This is a genomic window from Polynucleobacter sp. TSB-Sco08W16 (assembly GCF_018687455.1).
Taxonomy (GTDB): Bacteria; Pseudomonadota; Gammaproteobacteria; order Burkholderiales; family Burkholderiaceae; genus Polynucleobacter.
The window spans coordinates 135,181-155,586 of the sequence record NZ_CP061291.1; the positions used below are offsets into that span (position 1 = coordinate 135,181).

A 20,406-nucleotide genomic window follows, 5' to 3' on the forward strand; every position below is an offset into this window, starting at 1 on the left:
TTATTTCAGTGAGGCAAATTTCTTTTCAATATCGGCGATCTGAGCGGCACCAGGAAAGCGGCTACCGTCAGTAAAAAAGAGAGTAGGAGTACCAGTAATGCCATAGCTTTTTGCAAATGCTAGGTTTTTATCTAAGGGATTGCTGCAGTCAGATTTTCCGCTAGGGACTACACCGTTGACCATCCAATCTATATAGGTTTTATTGGGATCAGAGGAGCACCAAATTTGTTTCGCTTTGAGGCTTGAGTCGGCAGATAGTATGGGGATGAGATAGGTATAAATGGTGACATTATCCAATTGCTGAAGCGATTTTTCGAGGCGCTTGCAGTAGCCGCAGTTCGGATCAGAAAAGATGGCTAATTGACGATTACCATTGCCACGGACAGTCTTGAAAGCATTGGCCTGATTGAGGTCGCTCCATTTAATTCGGTTGAGATCTGCCTGCCTTTGTTCAGTCATGTTTTTACCGGTAGCAAGCTCAATAATTTCGCCTTGAATTAAGTATTTTGCTGAACTATCGGTGTAAAAAATTTCATTACCAACTAGCACCTCATACAGCCCTGATACCGGCGCCGGAGTAACGCTGCGTACTTTTGCGCTGCCACCTAATTTTTTCTGTATATCTAATTTGAGTTGTTGATCTGCTTGCGCTTGTGCAGCTTCAGTAAAAAGAAGGGTAGTGCAGAGTAATCCAACTACAAATGAGGCTACTGATAAAAATTTAGTCAAAATCAATTTCTCCTAATGCCCGTTCAATAAGGCGCTGTTTAATGAAGTGACTTTTATTAACCAGTCCAAGCCCCCAATTACGCAACTGTTTTTCTGTGTTGCTACCGCCTGAAAATAATTTCTTCAGCTTATCAGTGACCCATAAAAGCGCACTAGTGTCACCTTGTCGCTGGCGTTCATAGCGGCGCAATAAGGTGAGATCACTTAATGGGCGAAAGGATTCACGCTTACTCAAGATATTGAGTAGCACAGCCACATCCCGAAGACCCAAGTTCAGGCCTTGCCCTGCTAAGGGATGCATTACATGGGCCGCATCCCCAATGAGTGCAACCTTTGGGTTAGCCTCGGGACCAATGAAGCGAGCAGCTCGAATTTTTCTTAAAGGAAATGCAGCAGGCGTGGAATTCAGTGTGAGCTCGCCAAGTTGCTTTTCTATTGCGCCATTGGCAATAGAGGAGAGGCGGTCTAACCACTGCGACTGATTAAGCTTTAATAGTTCTGCTGCATGCTCAGTCGAAGTTGACCATACCATCGAGACTTGCTTGTTTGGTAAAGGCAACATTGCAACAATATCTCCACCTGGTAGAAACCACTGGAAGGCAGTTTCAAGGTGAGGGTAAGTACACATCCAGTTAGCTACTACTGCGCTTTGTAAATAGCTCTCTTCGCTAAAAGAAATCCCAATCGAATCGCGGATTGGTGAGTTCGCACCATCAGCAGCAATCACGAGCTGCGCGTGAATAGCGCCACCACTTTTTAAGTGCAGAGTATTTCCATTGGCATCAACATCAATTTTTTCAACAGCATCGGCAATACGCTCTAATTTATTTTGGAAGCGTGCAGCTTGGTCAAGTGTATGTTCAATTAAATTCGACTCTCCAATCCAAGCAAGTTGATGTGTGCCAGCCTCGAATGCAGATAGATGGAGCTGATCATTTTTTTCGCCGCGATCCCCATAGATACGCATATCTCGCACTGCCTGAAGACGGCTGTGGTCAAGAGCATCCCAAATTTGCAAATGGGCCAGTAGTTTTTGAGTGCTTGGTGAAAAAGCATAAATTCTTTGACCCCATTGATGACCTTGAGGGCTAGGAACTGCCAGACCTAAATCGGGGGCGATCTCAACCGTGTTTAAGCCCAGCTGGGCTAAACCAAGCGCGCAAGCCTTGCCAACTATGCCTCCCCCTACAACAACGACATCTACAGGACGAGTTTGCGAGGGATTTCTGGGGTTTATGGAGCGGGGGTTTGAATGAGCTTCTGCCATAACTCGATGATATCGAAACCAGCCCCTTTACAATATCGTTATGTCTTTGAAATGTGGCATCGTCGGCCTGCCTAACGTCGGCAAATCTACCCTCTTTAATGCGCTTACCAAGGCTGGGATCGCAGCGGAAAACTATCCTTTCTGCACGATCGAGCCTAATGTGGGCGTTGTTGAGGTTCCTGACCCCCGTCTAGCCGCCTTGGCTGAGATTGTGAAGCCTGAGCGCGTCCTGCCAGCTGCAGTCGAATTTGTCGATATTGCGGGCTTGGTGGCTGGCGCCTCCAAAGGAGAGGGGCTTGGAAATCAATTCCTAGCCAATATTCGGGAAACGGACGCAATTACCCATGTGGTGCGCTGTTTTGAGGATCCGAACGTGATCCACGTTGCTGGGAAGATTGATCCTATTGCAGATATTGGTGTTATTGACACCGAGTTGGCTTTATCGGATTTAGCGACAGTTGAGAAAACGCTTAATCGTTCTAGCAAGGCCGCAAAGTCTGGAAACGATAAAGAGGCTGCTGCCTTAGTTGCGGTGTTGACTAAAGTGCAAGCCCATCTAGACTCAGCCCTACCAGTGCGAAGCTTAAATTTAAGTGACGATGAAAAATTACTTATTAAGCCTCTTTGCTTAATTACTGCTAAGCCTGCAATGTACGTAGCCAATGTTAAAGAAGATGGTTTTGAAAATAATCCTCATCTTGATGCAGTTAAGCAGCATGCTGCCAAAGAGAATGCGCCTGTAGTTGCAGTATGTGCCGCCATTGAAGCGGAAATTGCAGATTTAGATGATGCTGATAAAACAGAATTCTTGGCCGATCTAGGGATGGCTGAACCAGGATTAGATCGCGTGATTAGGGCAGGTTATGCCTTATTAGGTTTGCATACTTATTTCACTGCAGGTGTAAAAGAGGTTCGTGCTTGGACTATCCACCAAGGTGATACAGCTCCACAGGCAGCCGGTGTAATTCATACAGACTTTGAGCGCGGCTTTATTCGTGCGCAAACCATTTCTTATGATGACTTCATTCAATTTAAGGGTGAGTCAGGCGCTAAAGAAGCTGGCAAGATGCGCGCCGAAGGCAAAGAGTATGTAGTGAAGGATGGGGATGTGTTGAATTTCTTATTCAACGTTTAACAAAGCAAACATTCGCTAGCAACTCAATAAAAAAGCTCTTTTTCAAGAGCTTTTTTATTGGTAAATTTCAAATTACTTTAGAAAAACAGCTGACCAAGAGCGGCACCAGGGTCAGCAGAGCGCATGAACGCCTCACCAACTAGGAACGCATTGATCTGATTGTCTCGCATGAGTTGAACATCGGCACGATTCAATATTCCAGATTCGGTAACCAAAGTTTTATTGTTTGGCACCGCAGATAGAAGTGAAAGAGTTGTTTGCAATGTCACCTCAAACGTCTTGAGATTACGATTATTAATGCCTAGTAATGATGTTTTGAGTTCGAGTGCTTGCTCTAACTCAGCACCATCATGTACTTCTACCAATACATCTAGGCCCAGTTCGTCAGCACAAGCCTCAAGCTCTTTCATTTGATTGAGCTCTAGGCAGGCTACGATTAATAAAATTGCATCCGCACCAATGGCGCGCGCTTCATAGATTTGATAAGGGTCTATGGTGAAGTCTTTACGTAAAACAGGAATGCTGCAAGCAGCGCGTGCTTGTTGCAGATAGGCATTGCTACCTTGAAAGTAATCGACGTCAGTTAGAACCGATAAGCAAGCAGCGCCATGTTTTTCATAGGACCGTGCAATTTCTGCGGGAATGAAATTCTCGCGAAGAATGCCCTTACTTGGACTAGCTTTTTTGATTTCGGTAATAACCCCCGGTTTACCTTCCGCAATTTTTTGCTCAATCGAGCGAATGAAGCCTCTCGGCTTTAGAGCGGGATCTTGATTATTTACTTGTGCGTTCTCACGTTGATTTGCAAGAGAAAGTTGTTTCAGGTTATGCGCAATTTCAATCTTTTTGGTTGCAACAATTTTTTCGAGAATATCGCTCATGAATGGTAATTTATTTAGATTGTGTTGCGGTAACGAAAGCGTTTAATTTTTGACGGGCAGCCCCAGATGCAATAGCTGCTTTAGCCTTAGCAATACCGCTGGCAATATCAGGGGTTACGCCTGCTACGTATAGGGTAGCGCCTGCATTTAAACAGACAATGTCACTTGCAGCGCTGGGCTTGTTATCAATCACATCTAAAACAATCTGCTTGGATTCTTCTGCATTAGCAACCTTGAAGCTGATGGTCGGGGCAGTATTTAAACCAAAGTCTTTCGGATGAATTTCATACTCATGAACAGCGCCGTCCTTGAGTTCCCCAACAAGCGTGGAGCCTTCGAGCGAAATTTCATCGAGGCCGTCACGTCCATAAACCACTAAAGCATGCTCCATGCCTAGCGCTTGTAATACACGGGCCTGAATACCAACTAAATCAGGATGAAATACGCCCATCAAAATACGCTTAGCGTCAGCCGGATTGGTTAGTGGTCCCAAGATATTAAAAATAGTGCGTACACCCAGCTGCTTGCGTATAGGCACAACATTTTTCATTGCCGGGTGGTGGTTAGGGGCAAACATGAACCCAGCACCCACTGTAGAGATGCACTGGGCAACTTGTTCTGCCGAAAGCGCAAGATTGACGCCTAACGCTTCCAGTACGTCAGCACTTCCGGACTTGCTGCTAACGCTGCGATTACCATGTTTGGCAATTTTTGCGCCAGCTGCTGCAGCAACAAACATCGCCGCAGTAGAGATATTAAAAGTATGGGCACCATCGCCACCGGTACCCACTACATCAACTAAATGAGTACGGTCTTCGACGTCTACGGTAGTTGCGAACTCGCGCATCACTTGTGCGGCAGCTGCGATTTCGCCAACAGTTTCTTTCTTGGTGCGCAATGCCACCAAGAGGCCGGCCACCAACTCAGGTGACATTTCACCGCTCATGATGAGGCGCATCATAGACGTCATTTCATCATGAAAGAGTTCGCGATGTTCTATGCAGCGCTGTAGCGCTTCTTGAGGAGTGATTGACATGTGGCTTTAGGTAGCTTGACTACTTATTTTGTAAAAAATTCTTGAGTAGGGCATGGCCATGCTCGGAGAGAATCGATTCGGGGTGGAACTGAACGCCTTCAACTGCCAGCTCTTTATGGCGCACGCCCATGATTTCACCATCAGAGGAGGTCGCAGTGACTTCCAAGCAGTCTGGCAAAGAACTTTTCTCAATGGCTAGAGAGTGATAGCGCGTAACCTTAAATGGGTCAGGCAAGCTTTTAAATACGCCGACACCAGTGTGATGAATGCTATCCGTCTTGCCATGCATCACTTTCTGGGCTCGAATGACTTTACCGCCAAAGGCCTCACCAATAGCTTGATGTCCAAGACACACTCCTAGAATTGGAATCTTGCCAGCATATTGTTTAATGGTTGCTACAGAAATTCCTGCTTCAGCTGGGCTACATGGACCTGGTGAAATACAAATACGCGCAGGATTCAGTTTTGCAATTTCTGCAACTGTAATTTCATCATTTCGGAATACTTTGACCTCTTCACCTAGTTCTGCAAAGTATTGCACGAGGTTATAGGTAAAGGAGTCGTAGTTATCAATCATTAGGAGCATCGAGTCCTCCTTGTACTAACTCAGCTGCGGTTAAGACTGCACGTGCTTTTACCTCAGTCTCTTTCCATTCTGCGGTCGGATCTGAGTCTGCAACAACACCAGCACCAGCCTGAGAGTGCAATATGCCATTACGTATGACACCGGTACGAATAGCAATCGCCACATCCATGTCGCCTGAGAAAGAGAGGTAGCCTACTGCACCACCATAGACGCCACGCTTCACAATTTCCATCTCATCAATGATTTCCATTGCCCGAATTTTTGGAGCTCCGGAGAGGGTTCCTGCGGGGAAGGTGGCGCGTAGCACGTCCATATTACTCATATTATCTAAAAGATCGCCTTCTACTGAACTCACGATGTGTTGCACGTGAGAGTATTTCTCAATGGACATTGAGTCAGTCACTTTGACGGATCCTGTTTTAGCGATGCGCCCTACATCATTACGGGCAAGGTCAATCAGCATTACGTGTTCAGCAATCTCTTTCGGGTCCGCTAAGAGTTCTTTAGCTAGACGCTCATCTTCCTCTGGGTTGCTACCGCGGGGACGCGTGCCAGCCAGCGGACGAATAGTCACAATTTTCTCAGCAGCCCGTTTTTCTTGGCGCACCAAGATTTCTGGGGAGGAGCCCACAATCTGTAGGTCGCCAAAATCATAGAAGTACATATAGGGCGATGGATTCAAAGATCGTAAAGCCCGGTATAAGGCGAGCGGTGAATCAGTAAACGGCTTGCTAATGCGCTGCCCAATGACTACCTGCATACAATCGCCAGCCAAAATGTATTCCTTGGTTCTGCGAACTGCATCCTCAAAATCTACCGATTTAAACTTACGAATCAGCTCTGTCTTAGTGCTAGCTAATGAAGGCGGCATGCTGACTGGTTTGCTAAGGCATGTGAGTAATTCTTTTAAGCGCGCCTGTGCTTTTTCAAAGCCATCAGAGATGCTTGGATCAGCATAGACAATAAAATAAATTTTGCCTGCAACGTTATCAATGACGGCTAACTCTTCAGTGAGCATGAGCTGAATATCAGGTACACCTAGCTCATCTGGTAGATCATGTTTGGCAAGGCGAGATTCGATATAGCGAACGGTATCGTAGCCAAAATAACCAGCTAAGCCACCACAAAAACGCGGTAGACCAGACTCAACTGCAACCTGAAAACGCTTGAAATAGGCGTCTACAAAGTCGAGCGGATTATCGTTGTTAGTCTCAACTACTTTTTCATCCGTTACCACTTCATTGATGGGGTTAGTAGGAGTTCCTACGGTACGAATAATGGTCCTAGCAGGCAGGCCAATAAAGGAGAAGCGCCCAAACCGCTCGCCTCCAAGAACTGATTCCAAAAGGTAGGTATTTTTTTTGCCAAAAGCTTGACTCAACTTCACATAGAGTGACAGCGGGGTTTCTAAGTCGGCCAATACCTCTTTCACTAGAGGAATGCGATTGAAACCTTGTTTGGCTAGTGCATTAAATTCTTCGCGCTGCATTAGGCTTTTCCTGACCTTCCCAACTCTGTGCGCATTGCGTCAATGACTTGAGTGTAATTTTCTTTTCCGAAAATAGCCGAGCCTGCAACAAAAGTATCTGCGCCTGCTTGAGCAACTTGTGCAATGTTGTCGACCTTAATTCCGCCATCAACTTCAAGACGAATATGACGGCCAGTTTCAGCTTCATAACGATCTAAGCGAGCGCGTACTTGAGCAATCTTTTGCAAGGTGCTAGGAATAAATGATTGACCACCAAAGCCAGGATTGACAGACATCAGCAGAACTAAATCAAGCAACTCAAGAGTGTGATCTAAATGATCAAGAGGGGTTGCTGGATTGAAAACCAACCCGGCTTGACAGCCTTGATCACGAATTAAATTTAATGTGCGATTCACGTGAGGACTCGCCTCTGGATGAAAGCTAATGAGATTAGCGCCAGCTTTTGCAAAGTCAGGAACGATGCGATCCACCGGTTCAATCATTAAGTGAACATCAATGACGGCAGGTTTTCCGTCTTTACTCGCGTAAGGGCGAATAGCCTCACAAACCAAGGGGCCAATTGTGAGGTTAGGGACGTAATGGTTATCCATCACATCGAAGTGAATCCAGTCTGCGCCGGCCACTAAAACATCCTGCACTTCCTTGCCCAAACAGGCAAAGTCAGCTGACAAAATGGAGGGGGCAATCAGAAATTGACGATTTGATGGTGTTTTTTGGCTTTCCATCCCTAGATTCTAGCTTGCAGTTGACCTTAGGATGGAGCAGAATTCGAGCATGAACCCCCATGAAATCAGCATTACGGTTAAGACCCAGTATCTTCCAGACCAATCTGACCCAGATAATCGCCAATTTTCCTTTGCCTATACGGTAACGATCCGCAATACAGGATCGGCCAGCATTCAGCTGATTGCCCGCCATTGGTTCATTACGGATGGGGATAACGATGTCCAAGAGGTAAAAGGTCTGGGGGTGGTTGGACAGCAGCCCCTATTGCGTTCCGGGGAGCATTTTGAGTACACCAGTTGGGCTACCCTCCCAACGCCGGCTGGCACGATGCGTGGTGAGTATTTTTGTGTCACGGAAGAGGCGCAGTTCTTTCAGGCCCCAATTCCAGAATTTGCCTTGGTCATGCCGCGCACACTGCACTAAGCGTGGTGGACAAAGCGCTGGAAATTATTTTTTGCCTTTACCGGTCCACAAGACAATAAACAATAAGAGCCCCAAGGCAATAGCGCCTTCAATGACAAACAGTAGCATTGGGTATTCATCGAGTAAATTGGCAATCATGATTTCTAAATTTAAATTGTTTCAAGTAAGTGTATTCGCTATTGTCTTTGCCAACTTGCTTGCTGCCTGTTCCACTCCTCCCACGCGCGGAACGGGGTATCGATCTAATAGCTCGGGCGCTGCACCTTCTACCTATAGCTCATCGATTGCCAGTTTTAGTGCCGTCTCATGGCAGGCACTACCTGGTTGGCAGGAGGATGATCTAACCCAAGCATGGCCAGCGTGGCTCAAGAGTTGCGATGCCTTGCGTAGGCGTAGTAGCGAAGTGAATTGGCGTCAGGTCTGCGCGCAGGCCACAAGCCTCTCAGGTCGTGATGAGCAGGCTATTCGCCGATATTTTGAGAATTATTTTCAGGCATATGAAATTCGAAATAACTCTAGAAGTGAGACAGGGTTGGTCACTGGTTATTACGAGCCTGTGATGAATGGATCATTAATGCGTTCAAGCGTTTACAGCGTACCGCTTTACGCTTATCCAAACGCTTGGAAAAAAATGAAACCGAACCCAGGCCCAACCCGAGCTGACTTAATAGCTTCGGGCATGCTGAAAGGGTCTGAAATCGCCTGGGTGCAAGACCCTGTAGCTGCTGCATTTATGCAAATACAAGGCTCAGGAAAAATTCGTCTTGAAGATGGGCGCGTAATGCGTTTAGGCTTTGCAGGAACTAATGATCAACCATTTAAATCATTTGCTCAGTGGCTTCTAGATCATAAAGAGATCACCCGAAGTGAAGCTACGATGCAAGGTATTTCGCAATGGGCAAGGCGTAATCCCGATCGCGTCAACGAGATGCTCAATGCCAACCCTCGCTTTGTATTTTTTAAAGAGCTGCCGGGTAATGTGGAGGCAGATTTAGGTCCTAATGGTGCACTAGGCGTGCCCTTGACTGCTGAACGCAGTATTGCGATTGATCTACAGGCAATGCCCTTGGGTGCCCCAGTATTTTTAGCCACAACTAAGCCATTAAGTACTCAGCCATTACAGAAACTCGTTATGGCGCAAGATACTGGCAAGGCCATTGTGGGGGGTGTCAGAGCTGATTACTATTGGGGATCAGGTGAGGCTGCCGGGGAAATGGCGGGGCGGATGAAACAAAATGGCAAGATGTGGCTATTACTGCCCCGTTAATGAACGACACATTAGAAAGAAATCTATGAGCTACAAAACAATTTTGACTGAAGTTGAGGGCAAGGTTGCCACTATCACTTTGAATCGTCCTGAGGTGCTCAATGCACTTAATGATGAATTAATGGATGAGCTCGGTGCGGCCTTGCTAGCGTTTGATGCTGATGACAATATCGGTTGCATCATCGTTACTGGTAGTGAGAAAGCATTTGCAGCAGGCGCTGACATAGCATCAATGGCAAAGCGTAGCTTGCAAGATGTATACCGCCATAATTTTATTTCTCGCAATTGGGAGCATATGCGGCAAGTTCGTAAGCCCGTGATTGCTGCGGTCTCAGGATATGCGTTGGGTGGTGGCTGTGAGTTGGCAATGATGTGTGACACCATCATGGCGGCTGATAACGCAAAGTTTGCGCAACCAGAAATAAAGTTAGGCATCATTCCCGGCGCAGGAGGCACCCAACGTTTGCCACGTGCAGTATCGAAAGCGAAGGCAATGGATTTGGCTTTAACGGGCCGCATGATGGATGCCTTAGAAGCAGAGCGCGCAGGCTTGGTGGCGCGAATATTTCCAAAGGCAGATTTATTGAAGGAAGTAAAAGCAATTGCTAAGGATATTGCAGATATGCCTTTACTGACTACCATGATGACAAAAGAAGCGGTAAATACCGCTTACGAAACTACGCTCTCAGAAGGAATTCATTTCGAGCGTCGTTTGTTTCATGCTTGCTTTGCTACAAATGATCAAAAAGAGGGTATGGCAGCATTTATGGAAAAACGCCCTGCCAAATTTACGAACTCTTAATTTGCCTAATTTTTTTCTAGGTAGCGTTGAGCTAGTTTGACCCAGTAGCTCACGCCTACCGGTATCAAGGCATCATTGAAGTCATAGGAGGGGTTGTGTAGGTGGCATGGCCCCATACCGTGACCTACCGAGCGATGATCTCCATCCCCATTGCCTAAAAAGACATAACAACCAGGCTTTTCAAGCAACATGAATGCAAAGTCTTCCGCACCCATAGTTGGATCAATAGAGGTGTCAACATTTTGCTTGCCAACTAATTCACTCATTACTTCACTGGCAAATTCAACTTCAGTTTCATGATTGATTAATGGTGGATAGTTTCTGGAAAAGCGAATGTCCGCTTGGCAATCAAATGCACTGGCAACACTGTGGGCAATTTCTCTTAAGCGTTGTTCAATCAAGTCCAATACTTCAAGCGTAAATGTACGTACGGTACCGCCAATAAAAGCACTATCGGGGATAACATTACTGGTCTCCCCCGCATGAAATTGAGTAACAGAGAGAACAGCTGCATCTACGGGACGCTTATTGCGTGTAATGATGCTCTGCAGTGCCAGCACCACTTGTGCTCCAGTTAATACGGGATCAGCACTGTTGTGGGGAAGGGCGGCGTGACCACCTCTACCGGTAATGGTGATTTCAAAAGCATTGCTCGATGCCATCATCGGGCCTGCTGTCACACCAAAATGACCCTCTCCTAAGCCTGGCCAGTTATGGAGCCCAAATACGGCATCGCAAGGAAACTGTGTGAAGAGGCCATCTTTAATCATTTCGCGAGCTCCAGCACCACCTTCTTCAGCTGGTTGAAAAATAAAAATCACCGTACCCTTGAAGTCACGATTATTTGATAAATACTGCGCAGCTCCCAAGAGCATTGCGGTGTGACCATCATGCCCGCAAGCATGCATTTTTCCGGGATTAAGTGATGCGTGTGCGAAGTTATTGTGTTCTTGAAGTGGTAGCGCATCCATGTCAGCCCGCAAGCCAATCATCTTGCCTGGTCCTAAATCTCCATCTAGGCGACCAACAACTCCCGTTTTACCCATGCCACGAAAAACAGAGATCCCCCAACTTGATAGTGCTTCCGCAACTAAATCAGCTGTACGGTTTTCTTCGAAACGCAATTCAGGATGAGCATGAATATTGCGTCGAATATCTTGGATCGCTTCTGTGGATTCAATAATTTCTGGAAGTAAATGCATACCTTCATCTTATCTGAAAGTAACCTGAGACGCACTCTAGTTGGCGTTTACAGGGGAATTACAGCGATGAATTAAGTGTTATTACTAGGTAGTTGAATGTACTTTGCAGCAAATTGAAGTGCTTCAAGTGAATAAGGACTGTTTTCGGGCTTTTTAAGTGCCTGTGTTAGCTCAGGAATGAGACCTAAAAAAGGCGCAGCAATTTTAGATTGAAGCGTCTGAATGTTTTCCGTCAGTAAGGGCATCTCTTGGGATAGGGTATTGCCGATCCAGCCAGCAATGTTTAGCTTGCGCACTTTCAGGGCCTCTATTGTGAGAAGCGCATGATTAATGCAGCCCAATTTCATACCCACAACCAGAATGACAGGTAAGTTAATTTCTTGCGCAAAGTCACTCAAATTTTCTTGTTCATTGATGGGGGTTAAAAAACCACCAGCGCCTTCGACTACAACATCATCACTTTCTCTAAGAATAGCGTCATAGGCTAGCAGCATGGTGCTTAGTTCAAGGCGAAGACTGTTGGCTTTAGCCACTAAGTGAGGTGCTGCAGGGCTATCTAAAACATAAGGACATAAATTCAATTGTCCAGGGGCTAAATTTGAGGCAATACGTAGAGTTTCTAAATCTTCGTTGAGTGATCGACCATCTTTGCTGTGGTAGGTACCAGCAACCACAGGCTTAAAACCAAGCACTTGTTTACCCTGTTCTCGAAGTTTGAGAATCAAGGCACCGCTGACTAAAGTTTTGCCAACTTCAGTATCTGTTCCGGTAACAAAAAATCCAGAGGTTTTACTCATCACACACATTCTTCATTGCTAGTTCTTCAATTGACTGCAGTGTTGTGATGAGTCCGCGCAGGTCCTCTTCGCTATGATTTGCTGACAAAGTAATGCGTAAACGAGAGCTTCCGACAGGGACGGTGGGCGGCCGAATCGCCGGAATCCAATACCCCGCCTCATCAAGTAATTTAGCTGCTAACAAGGCATTGGCATTACTACCCAAAATGACTGGTTGAATGGGTGTGTTTGAGGAAAATTTTTCCCAGCTTGAGAAGTTCATTTCTTTTTGCCAGATATCAATCAAGCTCTTTAATTGGGTGCGACGTTTTTTGCCCTCATCAGATTCAATAATGTCCAGACTTTTAAGTAGGGCATGTGCAATTGCAGGGGGTGTCGCTGTACTGTAAATATAAGGACGCCCCTTTTGTATCAGCCACTCAATGAAAGCGTTTTGGGCGCAGATAAAGGCGCCACTTACTCCAGCTGCTTTACCCAAAGTACCAATGTAGATGATTCGATTAGAGTAAATATTTTCTTGCTCTAATAATCCATGTCCTCGTTCGCCTAAGACGCCAAAGCCATGGGCATCATCAACTAGGAGCAGTGCATCGTATTGTTCGGCAATCGCAAGCAATTCTTTAAAGGGGGCTACATCGCCATCCATACTAAAAACACCGTCAATCACAATCAGTTTTAAAGGTTTGGCATCTTGTTTTAACGCTTCAACTAATGACTCTAGTTGCTTGTGATCAAAGAGTGTCACTGTTGCATTAGTCTGGGCGCTCGCTAAGCGTATACCATCTATGAGAGAGGCATGATTGAGTTTGGCTGAATAGAGGCTGGCATTGCTTTTTGGCGCTAGCCTAGTCAAACCAGTAATCGCAGTTAAGTTTGCAAGGTAACCAGTGCTAAAAAATAGCGCTTGAGCATTTGGGATGTGAGAGCTCTGAAAAGAGGCTAAACGTTTTTCCAGTAGCTCGTGCGCAATACTATGACCACTGATAAGGTGCGAAGCGCCGCTTCCAGCCCCATATTTTCTCGCGCCCTCAGCTAGGGCACTGGCAATCTCGGGATGACTGGCAAGGCCTAAGTAATCATTGCTACAAAATGCTTTTAGCTCACGATTCTCCACTAAGGCCTTAGTGTCGCAAGGGGATTGGGTAACGCGTAGCTTGCGCTTGAGTAATTGCAAGTCTAAATCTGCAATTTGGTCTTCTGCTAGTTTGAGTGCGCTGAAAGACTTAGTCATGTAAAACCTGATTCAATGCACGTTGTACAGCTTGACCCATTTTTTCGGTCTCTTGCATAGTCAAAATATATGGAGGCATGACATAAATCGTATTGCCAATCGGGCGAATCAAAATACCTTCATCCAAACTCTTGGAAAACATCTCGCGAGGAAATGCACTGGCATTTCTTAATGCGGATTGTTTGACATCAAACGCAAGAATCATCCCTTGTTGACGCAGGTGTTCAATACGAGAATCTGTTCCTGCCCATGCAAATGCATGTTTTAAATCTTGTGAGCGAGTAATATTTTTTTCAAGAATATTTTCTGTTTCAAAAATATCTAGACAAGCTAATGCCGCTGCGCAAGCAAGCGGATTGCCGGTATATGAATGTGAATGCAAAAAACCTTGTTTGGTTTGATCGCTATAAAACGTGCGATAAATTTTGTCAGTAGTCATGCAAAGGGAGAGGGGTAAATAGCCCCCACTAATTCCTTTAGAGAGAGTCAGAAAATCAGGCCAGATTTCAGCGTGCTCACAGGCAAAGAACTTGCCGCTGCGCCCGCATCCCACTGCAATCTCATCGGCAATAAGGTGGATTTCATAACGAGTGCATAGTTCCCTTACCAGGCGCAAATAGACAGGCGAATACATTGCCATTTGACCAGCGCACTGAACTAAGGGCTCAACAATCATCGCGGCAATCTGCTCATGCTCTCTGATAAATAGCTTCTCAAGTTCGCCGGCTGCTCGTCTTGCAACATCTTCTGCGCTTTCACCATTTTCAGCATTGCGTGCATCGGGTGACATGACTGTATGAACATCTTGTAAGAGGGATCCGTAGGCTTCACGAAAAATAGCAACGTCAGTTACTGCAAGCGCACCAAGGGTTTCACCGTGATAGCCATTTTCAAGACAAACAAACTTTTTCTTCTTGGGTTTATTGTGGAGTTGCCAAAAGTGATGACTCATTTTCAAGGCGATCTCAACTGCAGAAGCACCATCTGATGCATAAAACACATGCCCTAGATTTCCATTGGTAAGGGCAGAGAGTTTTTCAGAGAGTTGAACTACTGGCGCATGTGTAAATCCAGCGAGCATCACATGCTCAATTTGGTCTAGTTGAGCTGTAATAGCTTGATTGATGCGCTCATTGGAGTGGCCAAATAGATTTGTCCACCAAGAGCTGATGCAATCAAGTAGTGCATTTCCCTGTTCATCGTACAGCCAGGCACCCTTGCCTTTAGCTATAGCAATCAAGGGGAGTGATTCATGATGTTTCATCTGAGTACAGGGGTGCCAAACGGCAGCCAAGCTGCGATCAACGAGGGTGGGTTGATTTAGATCAGAAATAACCTTCATGTTTGATATTTGACCACTAGTTTTTCCTAATTTCGGCGTGTATCTGTTATGTTTATGCCTTGAATTCACTTATTTTCTGGAATTTGCCTATGTTGGACGCCCAAACCACTGAAAAACCCCTTACCTTAGTCAAATCTAAGGCTAATTTGCGCAAAGAGGTGGATGCCTCTGGTGAGTGGACCGTGTCTCAGATTGAGGCTCTATTCGCCCTTCCTTTCAATGAGCTCATGCTCAGGGCCCAAGAGTCCCATAAGCTGAATTTCCCTGAGGGTGATGTCGAGCTAGCTACTTTGTTGTCTATCAAGACCGGTGGGTGCCCTGAAGACTGTGGATATTGTCCTCAAGCTGCTCGGTATGACACAGATGTCAAGGCCGAGAAGTTAATGGGCCTCGAAGAGGTTTTAGAGGCTGCGAAAGCGGCTAAAGCAGCAGGCTCTAACCGTTTCTGTATGGGTGCTGCATGGCGCGAACCTAAGGACCGTGATATTGAAAAAGTCACTGCCATGATTAAGGGTGTTAAAGCTCTGGGTCTAGAGACTTGTGCAACATTAGGAATGCTAGAAGCGGATCAGGCGCAGGCCTTATCGGATGCAGGCTTAGATTTTTATAACCACAATCTCGATACCAGTGAAGATTTTTATCGCTCAGTAATTTCTACCCGTGGATATCAAGATCGTTTGGATACGATTTCTAATGTTCGCTCAGCAGGCATGTCGGTTTGCTGTGGTGGAATTGTTGGCATGGGTGAATCACGCGAACAACGAGCAGCATTTTTGGCGCGCTTAGCAAACTTAAGTCCTTATCCTGAATCCGTTCCAATCAATCATTTGGTACCTGTTGCTGGCACTCCATTAGCAGATCAAAAGCCTTTAGATCCCCTTGAATTTGTGAGAACAATTGCAGTTGCACGCATCACGATGCCAAAAGCACGCGTACGTTTATCTGCTGGTCGACAAGAGCTCGGAAGGGCCGTACAAGCTATGTGCTTCTTGGCTGGCGCCAATTCAATTTTCTATGGTGAGCAACTACTCACTACCGGTAATCCCGAGGCAGAACAAGACCGTGAGCTCTTATCTGAGCTGGGCTTAAAGACAAAGCAAAGCTGTAAAGCTGAGGTTTTGGTCTAGGCCTTTTTAGTTCTTATGTCACCCATTGATCGTCTCATTACTGAGTTTGATACTGCGCTTCGATCTGTTGTTGGCGGGGCAAATGCTACAAGACCAACGCCAGGCTCGACATCATCAAATTTCTCTTTAGATGCAGCAGAACGTAATCATGCTGCTGGATTGATGCGCGTCAATCACGTTGGCGAAGTGTGCGCGCAAGCACTTTATCAGTCTCAAAAATTGGTCGCTAGAAATGCACAAATTCAAGAGATGTTGGAGCACTCTGGCCAAGAAGAAATGGATCACCTAGCATGGTGTGAAACACGCCTTCAAGAGCTAGGCTCTCATACCAGTTATCTCAATCCATTGTGGTATGCAGGTTCTTTTGCAATTGGATTGGCTGCGGGCCTAGCGGGTGACAAGTGGAGCTTAGGTTTTGTTGCAGAAACAGAAAAGCAAGTTGAAAATCATCTTGAGAGTCATCTAGAAAAATTACCGCTAGAAGACCATCGTTCGCGAGCCATTGTTGATCAAATGCGTATCGATGAAATAGAGCATGGACGAGCAGCTTTGCATGCAGGTGGAGTGACATTGCCAGAGCCAATTCAAAAAGTGATGAAGGGCTTATCTAAGGTGATGACGAGTACTGCTTACAAAATCTAAGCTTTTGATCGTTTCCTGAAGATATGTAAATATTTTTTGGTTTTATTTCTGTAAATACTGGTTTTAAATACAGTATATTTACCCATTATCTGGCCTTATAGCTAAGATCTATTCTTAAGTGTATTTTCCAAGCCATTGTTTCAAGTAGCTATTTTATTATCACCATTTTGTGAACACATGACGCTAAGTGTTTGTAAACACTAGAGAAATTCCCAAAAAAATAGCCAAAAACACTTGACCCTCCTATTGCGATCCTCTAAAGTGGGAGGAAGTGTGAAAAAGTGGGGTAAATGGTGTTTCAAGGTGCGTCAGCTCTCAATTTAGATGCAAAAGGTCGGATGTCGATTCCGGCAAAGCATCGTGACGCCCTGTTAGTTCAGGGTGAGGGGCGAATCACGCTGACAAAACACCCTGATGGCTGCCTTTTATTGTTCCCAAGGCCTGAGTGGGAGAGCTTTCGAGCCAGAGTTGCGCAACTTCCAATGGACGCCCATTGGTGGCGCAGAATTTTTCTTGGCAATGCAGCGGAGATGGATCTTGATAGTGCAGGCCGTGTTTTGGTGAGTCCAGAATTACGTGCTGCAGCAGGAATAGAAAAAACAGTGATCTTGCTTGGTATGGGTAGTCACTTGGAGTTGTGGGATGCGGCAACATACGCTGCAAAAGAACAGGCTGCGATTGCGCAAGGCATGCCTGAAGCACTCAAGCAATTTAATTTTTGATGACAGGGTGCTATGAACATAACTCATCGCCCAGTGTTACTGGCCGAGGCGGTGACGGCGCTAACCAATGGCCCGCTCATTCAGAATCAAAACGCAGCAAAAAATATTTTAGTCATCGATGGAACCTTTGGGCGTGGTGGCCATACACAGGCGCTGCTCAAAGAGTTGCCGACTTCCGCGCGCATGATTTCCTTCGACAAAGATTTGGATGCGATAGCCGTAGCAGAAAAAATCAACGATCCACGTTTATCGATTGTGCACGACAGTTTTGCGCAAATGGATCAGTACGCTCAAGCAGAATCAGTCGATGGAATTTTGTTGGACCTTGGTATCAGCTCGCCGCAAGTGGACGAAGCTCATCGGGGATTTTCATTTCGTCGCGATGGTCCGCTCGATATGCGGATGAATACGGATCAAGGTCAAACAGCAGCAGAGTGGTTGGAGCAAGCGCCCCAGGAGGAAATCACGCACGTGATTAAGACCTACGGAGAAGAGCGTTTTGCATTCCAAATCGCTAAAGCTATTGTGGCTAAGCGAGAAGAAGGATTGTCCCCAAAAACAACTATGCAATTGGCCAGTTTGGTTGCTAGCGTAGTGCGCACCCGTGAAGCAGGACAAGACCCGGCTACAAGAACCTTTCAAGCGCTCCGTATTTTTATCAATCGTGAATTGGAAGATTTAGAGCTAGGCCTTAAAGCGGCGCTGGGATTATTAAAGCCAGGTGCCAGGCTGGCAGTTATTAGTTTCCACTCCCTGGAAGATCGTATTGTTAAGCAATTTTTGCAAGCACATGCAAAAGTAGAAATTCCTCGTGGTTTGCCTGTACGTGAAAAAGATTTACCACAAAGTGCGCTTGAAATTATTGGTCGCGTTAAGCCTAGTGATTTAGAAGTTGCAGAAAATCCTCGTGCACGTTCAGCAATTATGCGAGTGGCAGAAAAGCGTATGGGGGCATTGGTATGAATCGTGCCACCTTGACCTTATTGGCTCTGTTATTAATATGCGCTCTATCGCTTGTAGCTGCACAGCAGCGTGCCCGTAAATTATTCGTTGCCCAAGAACGTGCTCAGATTGAGGAGCGCAAGTTGAATCAAGACTGGTTACGTCTGGAGTATGAACAGCGCAATCTCTCTAAGTCTGCGCGTATTCGTGATGTAGCACGCAACCAATTACGCATGGTGCCAATTTCTCCCGAACGTACTTTGTACTTGAAGGAGGCTCAATGAGGCCGGTTGGGTTTTCTACAACGCCGAATTTAGTCTTGCGCTTGCCAATGTGGCGGTCGCGCTTAATGCTATTCCTTTTGTTCTTTGTCTTCATGATGTTGCTATTACGTGCATTCTGGATTCAGGGTCCAGGTAATGCATTTTATGAAGCAAAGGGTGTGCGTGGTACCCAGCGTGAGTTGGAGTTACCTGCAAGTCGCGGAAAAATTTTAGATCGCAATGGCCAGGTCATTGCTACTAGTCTTGAGGCCAAGTCTGTTATTGCCTATAACGATACTGTCCCAGATGACTTAGCTGCCGATAAAGTCCAAAAGCTCGCCAGCTTGTTACAAATTAGCGAGTCTGATTTGCGTAGGAAGTTAAAGGAAGAGCGCAAACAAATTTTCTTGAAGCGCCAAGTAGATCCAGAAGTCGCCCAACAGATTAAACAGCTAGAGATTCCTGGCATCGGTCTAAACAATGAATATCGCCGCTTCTATCCTGAAGGCGAAGCAATGGCTCACGTTGTTGGCTTTACTAATGTGAACGATAAAGGTCAGGAGGGTATGGAACTCTCCCGCGAGAATGAGCTGGCAGCCCATCCCGGTCAAAGACGCGTTGTTGTTGATCGTCTTGGTCGCGTGGTTGAAGACGTAGCGATTGAGCAGTTGCCACAAAATGGTAAAGACTTGCAGCTCTCCATCGATAGCAAAATCCAATTCCTCGCTTATAACGCTGTAAAGAACGCGGTTGAGCAACATCATGCAAAAGCAGGTGGTGCTGTAGTGTTAGATACCCAAACTGGCGAAATTTTGGCGCTTGCAAACTACCCAAGCTATAACCCCAACGATCGAAGAAATCTGAGTGGCGAGCAGTTACGCAATCGCGTGATGACCGATACTTTTGAGCCAGGCTCAACGATGAAGCCTTTGACGATATCCATCGCTTTAGAAAAAGGAGCCGTCACGCCTAATACCAATATGGTGATCGGCGCCTCTTATCTTGTGGGCCCAAAACCCATTACTGATACTCACCCCTATGGTAATTTGACAGTTGCACAGGTTATTCAAAAGTCTAGCAATATTGGTACAGCAAAAATTGCAATGAATAATCTTTCACCAGAAGAGATGTGGGATTTTTATACTTCTGTCGGTTTAGGTCAATCACCAAAGATTGGTTTCCCTGGTGCAGTCGCAGGTACGGTGCATCCATTTAAAAAATGGATGCCAACTGATCAAGCCCGCATTGCATTTGGTTACGGTATTTCTGCTTCCTTATTCCAAGTAGCCCGTGCTTACACAATCTTTGCTCGCGATGGTGAGTTGGTGCCGCTGACTATCGAACGTAGTCCAGAATTTAAGCCTGGTACACGAGTGCTCTCAGCAAAGACCGCCTCCGAAATGCGGGAAATGATGGAGACGGTGACTGAGCCTGGCGGTACTGCTGTCAAGGCTCAGACTGAAGGCTATCGTGTAGGTGGTAAGACAGGTACAGCGCATAAATTAGTAGGAAAAGGTTACGGTAATTCTTATCGTGCTTACTTTGCAGGACTTGCCCCTATTAGTGCTCCACGAATTGTGGTGGCAGTCATGATTGATGAGCCTACCGGTGGAAGTCACTACGGTGGTGATGTAGCGGCGCCGGTATTTTCAACTATTGTTGGGGAGACCTTGAGAACGCTTAATGTTCTCCCTGATAGTAAAGTGAAGCAAACGGCGCTTGATGAAAAGATTCCTGCGGATGTTCGCACAGCTAGTGCACAGACGCAGCATGTGGTTTCAAAAAGATGAGGGTGAC

General features: G+C 46.0%; 21 protein-coding genes. 10 read left to right on the forward strand and 11 right to left on the reverse strand.

Annotated elements, in window-relative coordinates; genetic code table 11:
• Both FD961_RS00765 and FD961_RS00770 read right to left on the reverse strand, forming a co-directional pair.
• On the reverse strand, window positions 1-729 hold the full coding sequence (locus FD961_RS00765) for a DsbC family protein (RefSeq protein ID WP_215393699.1): 729 nt from the start codon (window positions 727-729) through the stop codon (window positions 1-3).
• Entirely contained in the window at window positions 722-1,996 is a 1,275-nt protein-coding gene (locus tag FD961_RS00770; protein ID WP_215393700.1) for an FAD-dependent monooxygenase, read from the reverse strand. The genes FD961_RS00765 and FD961_RS00770 overlap by 8 nt, the downstream gene beginning before the upstream one ends.
• A 40-nt stretch (window positions 1,997-2,036) precedes the next feature.
• Between FD961_RS00770 and ychF the strand changes: the two genes are divergently transcribed.
• A complete protein-coding gene (ychF, locus tag FD961_RS00775) occupies window positions 2,037-3,131 on the forward strand; it encodes a redox-regulated ATPase YchF (protein WP_215393701.1) in 1,095 nt (364 codons plus the stop codon).
• Between the two features lie 77 nt (window positions 3,132-3,208).
• On the opposite strand, the gene trpC is transcribed toward ychF, so the two are convergent.
• Genes trpC through rpe form a run of 5 tightly spaced genes read right to left on the reverse strand, consistent with a single transcriptional unit; the run spans window position 3,209 to window position 7,848 of the window.
• Complete coding sequence (gene trpC, locus FD961_RS00780; RefSeq protein ID WP_215393702.1) at window positions 3,209-4,012, reverse strand: indole-3-glycerol phosphate synthase TrpC; 804 nt, start codon at window positions 4,010-4,012, stop codon at window positions 3,209-3,211.
• Between the two features lie 10 nt (window positions 4,013-4,022).
• Entirely contained in the window at window positions 4,023-5,048 is a 1,026-nt protein-coding gene (trpD, locus tag FD961_RS00785; protein ID WP_215393703.1) for an anthranilate phosphoribosyltransferase, read from the reverse strand.
• Window positions 5,049-5,067: 19 nt separating this feature from the next.
• Window positions 5,068-5,634 carry an aminodeoxychorismate/anthranilate synthase component II gene (locus tag FD961_RS00790; RefSeq protein ID WP_071464515.1) on the reverse strand — a complete coding sequence of 189 codons (567 nt, stop codon included), beginning with the start codon at window positions 5,632-5,634 and terminating at the stop codon, window positions 5,068-5,070.
• The gene (gene trpE, locus FD961_RS00795; protein WP_215393704.1) at window positions 5,618-7,123 is read right to left on the reverse strand and encodes an anthranilate synthase component I; all 1,506 of its coding nucleotides are present in this window, start codon (window positions 7,121-7,123) and stop codon (window positions 5,618-5,620) included. Before trpE ends, FD961_RS00790 begins: the two co-directional genes overlap by 17 nt.
• Window positions 7,123-7,848, reverse strand: a complete 726-nt coding sequence (gene rpe, locus FD961_RS00800; RefSeq protein WP_215393705.1) for a ribulose-phosphate 3-epimerase — start codon at window positions 7,846-7,848, stop codon at window positions 7,123-7,125. The genes trpE and rpe overlap by 1 nt, the downstream gene beginning before the upstream one ends.
• A gap of 49 nt (window positions 7,849-7,897) precedes the next feature.
• On the opposite strand from rpe, the gene apaG reads away from it, so the two are divergent.
• The 3 genes from apaG to FD961_RS00815 all read left to right on the forward strand — a co-directional run bounded on the left by apaG (window position 7,898) and on the right by FD961_RS00815 (window position 10,341).
• Entirely contained in the window at window positions 7,898-8,272 is a 375-nt protein-coding gene (gene apaG, locus FD961_RS00805) for a Co2+/Mg2+ efflux protein ApaG (protein WP_215393706.1), read from the forward strand.
• 136 nt (window positions 8,273-8,408) lie between these two features.
• Entirely contained in the window at window positions 8,409-9,539 is a 1,131-nt protein-coding gene (locus FD961_RS00810; RefSeq protein ID WP_215393707.1) for a murein transglycosylase A, read from the forward strand.
• Between the two features lie 25 nt (window positions 9,540-9,564).
• Window positions 9,565-10,341, forward strand: coding sequence for an enoyl-CoA hydratase (locus tag FD961_RS00815; RefSeq protein ID WP_215393708.1), 777 nt, complete (start codon window positions 9,565-9,567; stop codon window positions 10,339-10,341).
• A gap of 5 nt (window positions 10,342-10,346) precedes the next feature.
• Here FD961_RS00815 and FD961_RS00820 read toward each other — a convergent pair whose 3' ends face one another.
• The 4 genes from FD961_RS00820 to bioA form a co-directional block, all read right to left on the reverse strand.
• On the reverse strand, window positions 10,347-11,543 hold the full coding sequence (locus tag FD961_RS00820; RefSeq protein ID WP_215393709.1) for a M20 aminoacylase family protein: 1,197 nt from the start codon (window positions 11,541-11,543) through the stop codon (window positions 10,347-10,349).
• 71 nt (window positions 11,544-11,614) lie between these two features.
• The gene (gene bioD, locus FD961_RS00825; RefSeq protein ID WP_215393710.1) at window positions 11,615-12,340 is read right to left on the reverse strand and encodes a dethiobiotin synthase; all 726 of its coding nucleotides are present in this window, start codon (window positions 12,338-12,340) and stop codon (window positions 11,615-11,617) included.
• The gene (locus FD961_RS00830; protein WP_215393711.1) at window positions 12,333-13,571 is read right to left on the reverse strand and encodes an 8-amino-7-oxononanoate synthase; all 1,239 of its coding nucleotides are present in this window, start codon (window positions 13,569-13,571) and stop codon (window positions 12,333-12,335) included. The genes bioD and FD961_RS00830 overlap by 8 nt, the downstream gene beginning before the upstream one ends.
• Complete coding sequence (gene bioA / locus FD961_RS00835) at window positions 13,564-14,913, reverse strand: adenosylmethionine--8-amino-7-oxononanoate transaminase (protein WP_215393712.1); 1,350 nt, start codon at window positions 14,911-14,913, stop codon at window positions 13,564-13,566. Before bioA ends, FD961_RS00830 begins: the two co-directional genes overlap by 8 nt.
• Before the next feature lie 89 nt (window positions 14,914-15,002).
• On the opposite strand from bioA, the gene bioB reads away from it, so the two are divergent.
• From bioB to FD961_RS00865, 6 genes are all read left to right on the forward strand, one after another.
• Entirely contained in the window at window positions 15,003-16,040 is a 1,038-nt protein-coding gene (gene bioB / locus FD961_RS00840) for a biotin synthase BioB (RefSeq protein ID WP_215393713.1), read from the forward strand.
• Between the two features lie 15 nt (window positions 16,041-16,055).
• On the forward strand, window positions 16,056-16,682 hold the full coding sequence (gene coq7 / locus FD961_RS00845; RefSeq protein ID WP_371817155.1) for a 2-polyprenyl-3-methyl-6-methoxy-1,4-benzoquinone monooxygenase: 627 nt from the start codon (window positions 16,056-16,058) through the stop codon (window positions 16,680-16,682).
• 293 nt (window positions 16,683-16,975) lie between these two features.
• Window positions 16,976-17,404: a division/cell wall cluster transcriptional repressor MraZ gene (gene mraZ / locus FD961_RS00850; RefSeq protein ID WP_215394297.1), complete on the forward strand. Its 429-nt coding sequence runs from the start codon at window positions 16,976-16,978 to the stop codon at window positions 17,402-17,404.
• 12 nt (window positions 17,405-17,416) lie between these two features.
• On the forward strand, window positions 17,417-18,367 hold the full coding sequence (gene rsmH, locus FD961_RS00855; protein WP_215393714.1) for a 16S rRNA (cytosine(1402)-N(4))-methyltransferase RsmH: 951 nt from the start codon (window positions 17,417-17,419) through the stop codon (window positions 18,365-18,367).
• The gene (ftsL, locus tag FD961_RS00860; protein WP_071464526.1) at window positions 18,364-18,630 is read left to right on the forward strand and encodes a cell division protein FtsL; all 267 of its coding nucleotides are present in this window, start codon (window positions 18,364-18,366) and stop codon (window positions 18,628-18,630) included. The genes rsmH and ftsL overlap by 4 nt, the downstream gene beginning before the upstream one ends.
• On the forward strand, window positions 18,627-20,399 hold the full coding sequence (locus tag FD961_RS00865; protein WP_215393715.1) for a penicillin-binding protein 2: 1,773 nt from the start codon (window positions 18,627-18,629) through the stop codon (window positions 20,397-20,399). Before ftsL ends, FD961_RS00865 begins: the two co-directional genes overlap by 4 nt.
• Window positions 20,400-20,406: the final 7 nt, after the last annotated feature.

What these genes read in the sequence shown, in the direction of transcription:
- FD961_RS00770 (WP_215393700.1), bottom strand. Translation starts at nt 1,996, where the DNA reads ATGGCAGAAGCTCATTCAAACCCCCGCTCCATAAACCCCAGAAATCCC.
- ychF (WP_215393701.1), top strand. Translation starts at nt 2,037, where the DNA reads ATGTCTTTGAAATGTGGCATCGTCGGCCTGCCTAACGTCGGCAAATCT.
- trpC (WP_215393702.1), bottom strand. Translation starts at nt 4,012, where the DNA reads ATGAGCGATATTCTCGAAAAAATTGTTGCAACCAAAAAGATTGAAATT.
- trpD (WP_215393703.1), bottom strand. Translation starts at nt 5,048, where the DNA reads ATGTCAATCACTCCTCAAGAAGCGCTACAGCGCTGCATAGAACATCGC.
- FD961_RS00790 (WP_071464515.1), bottom strand. Translation starts at nt 5,634, where the DNA reads ATGCTCCTAATGATTGATAACTACGACTCCTTTACCTATAACCTCGTG.
- trpE (WP_215393704.1), bottom strand. Translation starts at nt 7,123, where the DNA reads ATGCAGCGCGAAGAATTTAATGCACTAGCCAAACAAGGTTTCAATCGC.
- rpe (WP_215393705.1), bottom strand. Translation starts at nt 7,848, where the DNA reads ATGGAAAGCCAAAAAACACCATCAAATCGTCAATTTCTGATTGCCCCC.
- apaG (WP_215393706.1), top strand. Translation starts at nt 7,898, where the DNA reads ATGAACCCCCATGAAATCAGCATTACGGTTAAGACCCAGTATCTTCCA.
- FD961_RS00810 (WP_215393707.1), top strand. Translation starts at nt 8,409, where the DNA reads ATGATTTCTAAATTTAAATTGTTTCAAGTAAGTGTATTCGCTATTGTC.
- FD961_RS00815 (WP_215393708.1), top strand. Translation starts at nt 9,565, where the DNA reads ATGAGCTACAAAACAATTTTGACTGAAGTTGAGGGCAAGGTTGCCACT.
- FD961_RS00820 (WP_215393709.1), bottom strand. Translation starts at nt 11,543, where the DNA reads ATGCATTTACTTCCAGAAATTATTGAATCCACAGAAGCGATCCAAGAT.
- bioD (WP_215393710.1), bottom strand. Translation starts at nt 12,340, where the DNA reads ATGAGTAAAACCTCTGGATTTTTTGTTACCGGAACAGATACTGAAGTT.
- FD961_RS00830 (WP_215393711.1), bottom strand. Translation starts at nt 13,571, where the DNA reads ATGACTAAGTCTTTCAGCGCACTCAAACTAGCAGAAGACCAAATTGCA.
- bioA (WP_215393712.1), bottom strand. Translation starts at nt 14,913, where the DNA reads ATGAAGGTTATTTCTGATCTAAATCAACCCACCCTCGTTGATCGCAGC.
- bioB (WP_215393713.1), top strand. Translation starts at nt 15,003, where the DNA reads ATGTTGGACGCCCAAACCACTGAAAAACCCCTTACCTTAGTCAAATCT.
- coq7 (WP_371817155.1), top strand. Translation starts at nt 16,056, where the DNA reads ATGTCACCCATTGATCGTCTCATTACTGAGTTTGATACTGCGCTTCGA.
- rsmH (WP_215393714.1), top strand. Translation starts at nt 17,417, where the DNA reads ATGAACATAACTCATCGCCCAGTGTTACTGGCCGAGGCGGTGACGGCG.
- ftsL (WP_071464526.1), top strand. Translation starts at nt 18,364, where the DNA reads ATGAATCGTGCCACCTTGACCTTATTGGCTCTGTTATTAATATGCGCT.
- FD961_RS00865 (WP_215393715.1), top strand. Translation starts at nt 18,627, where the DNA reads ATGAGGCCGGTTGGGTTTTCTACAACGCCGAATTTAGTCTTGCGCTTG.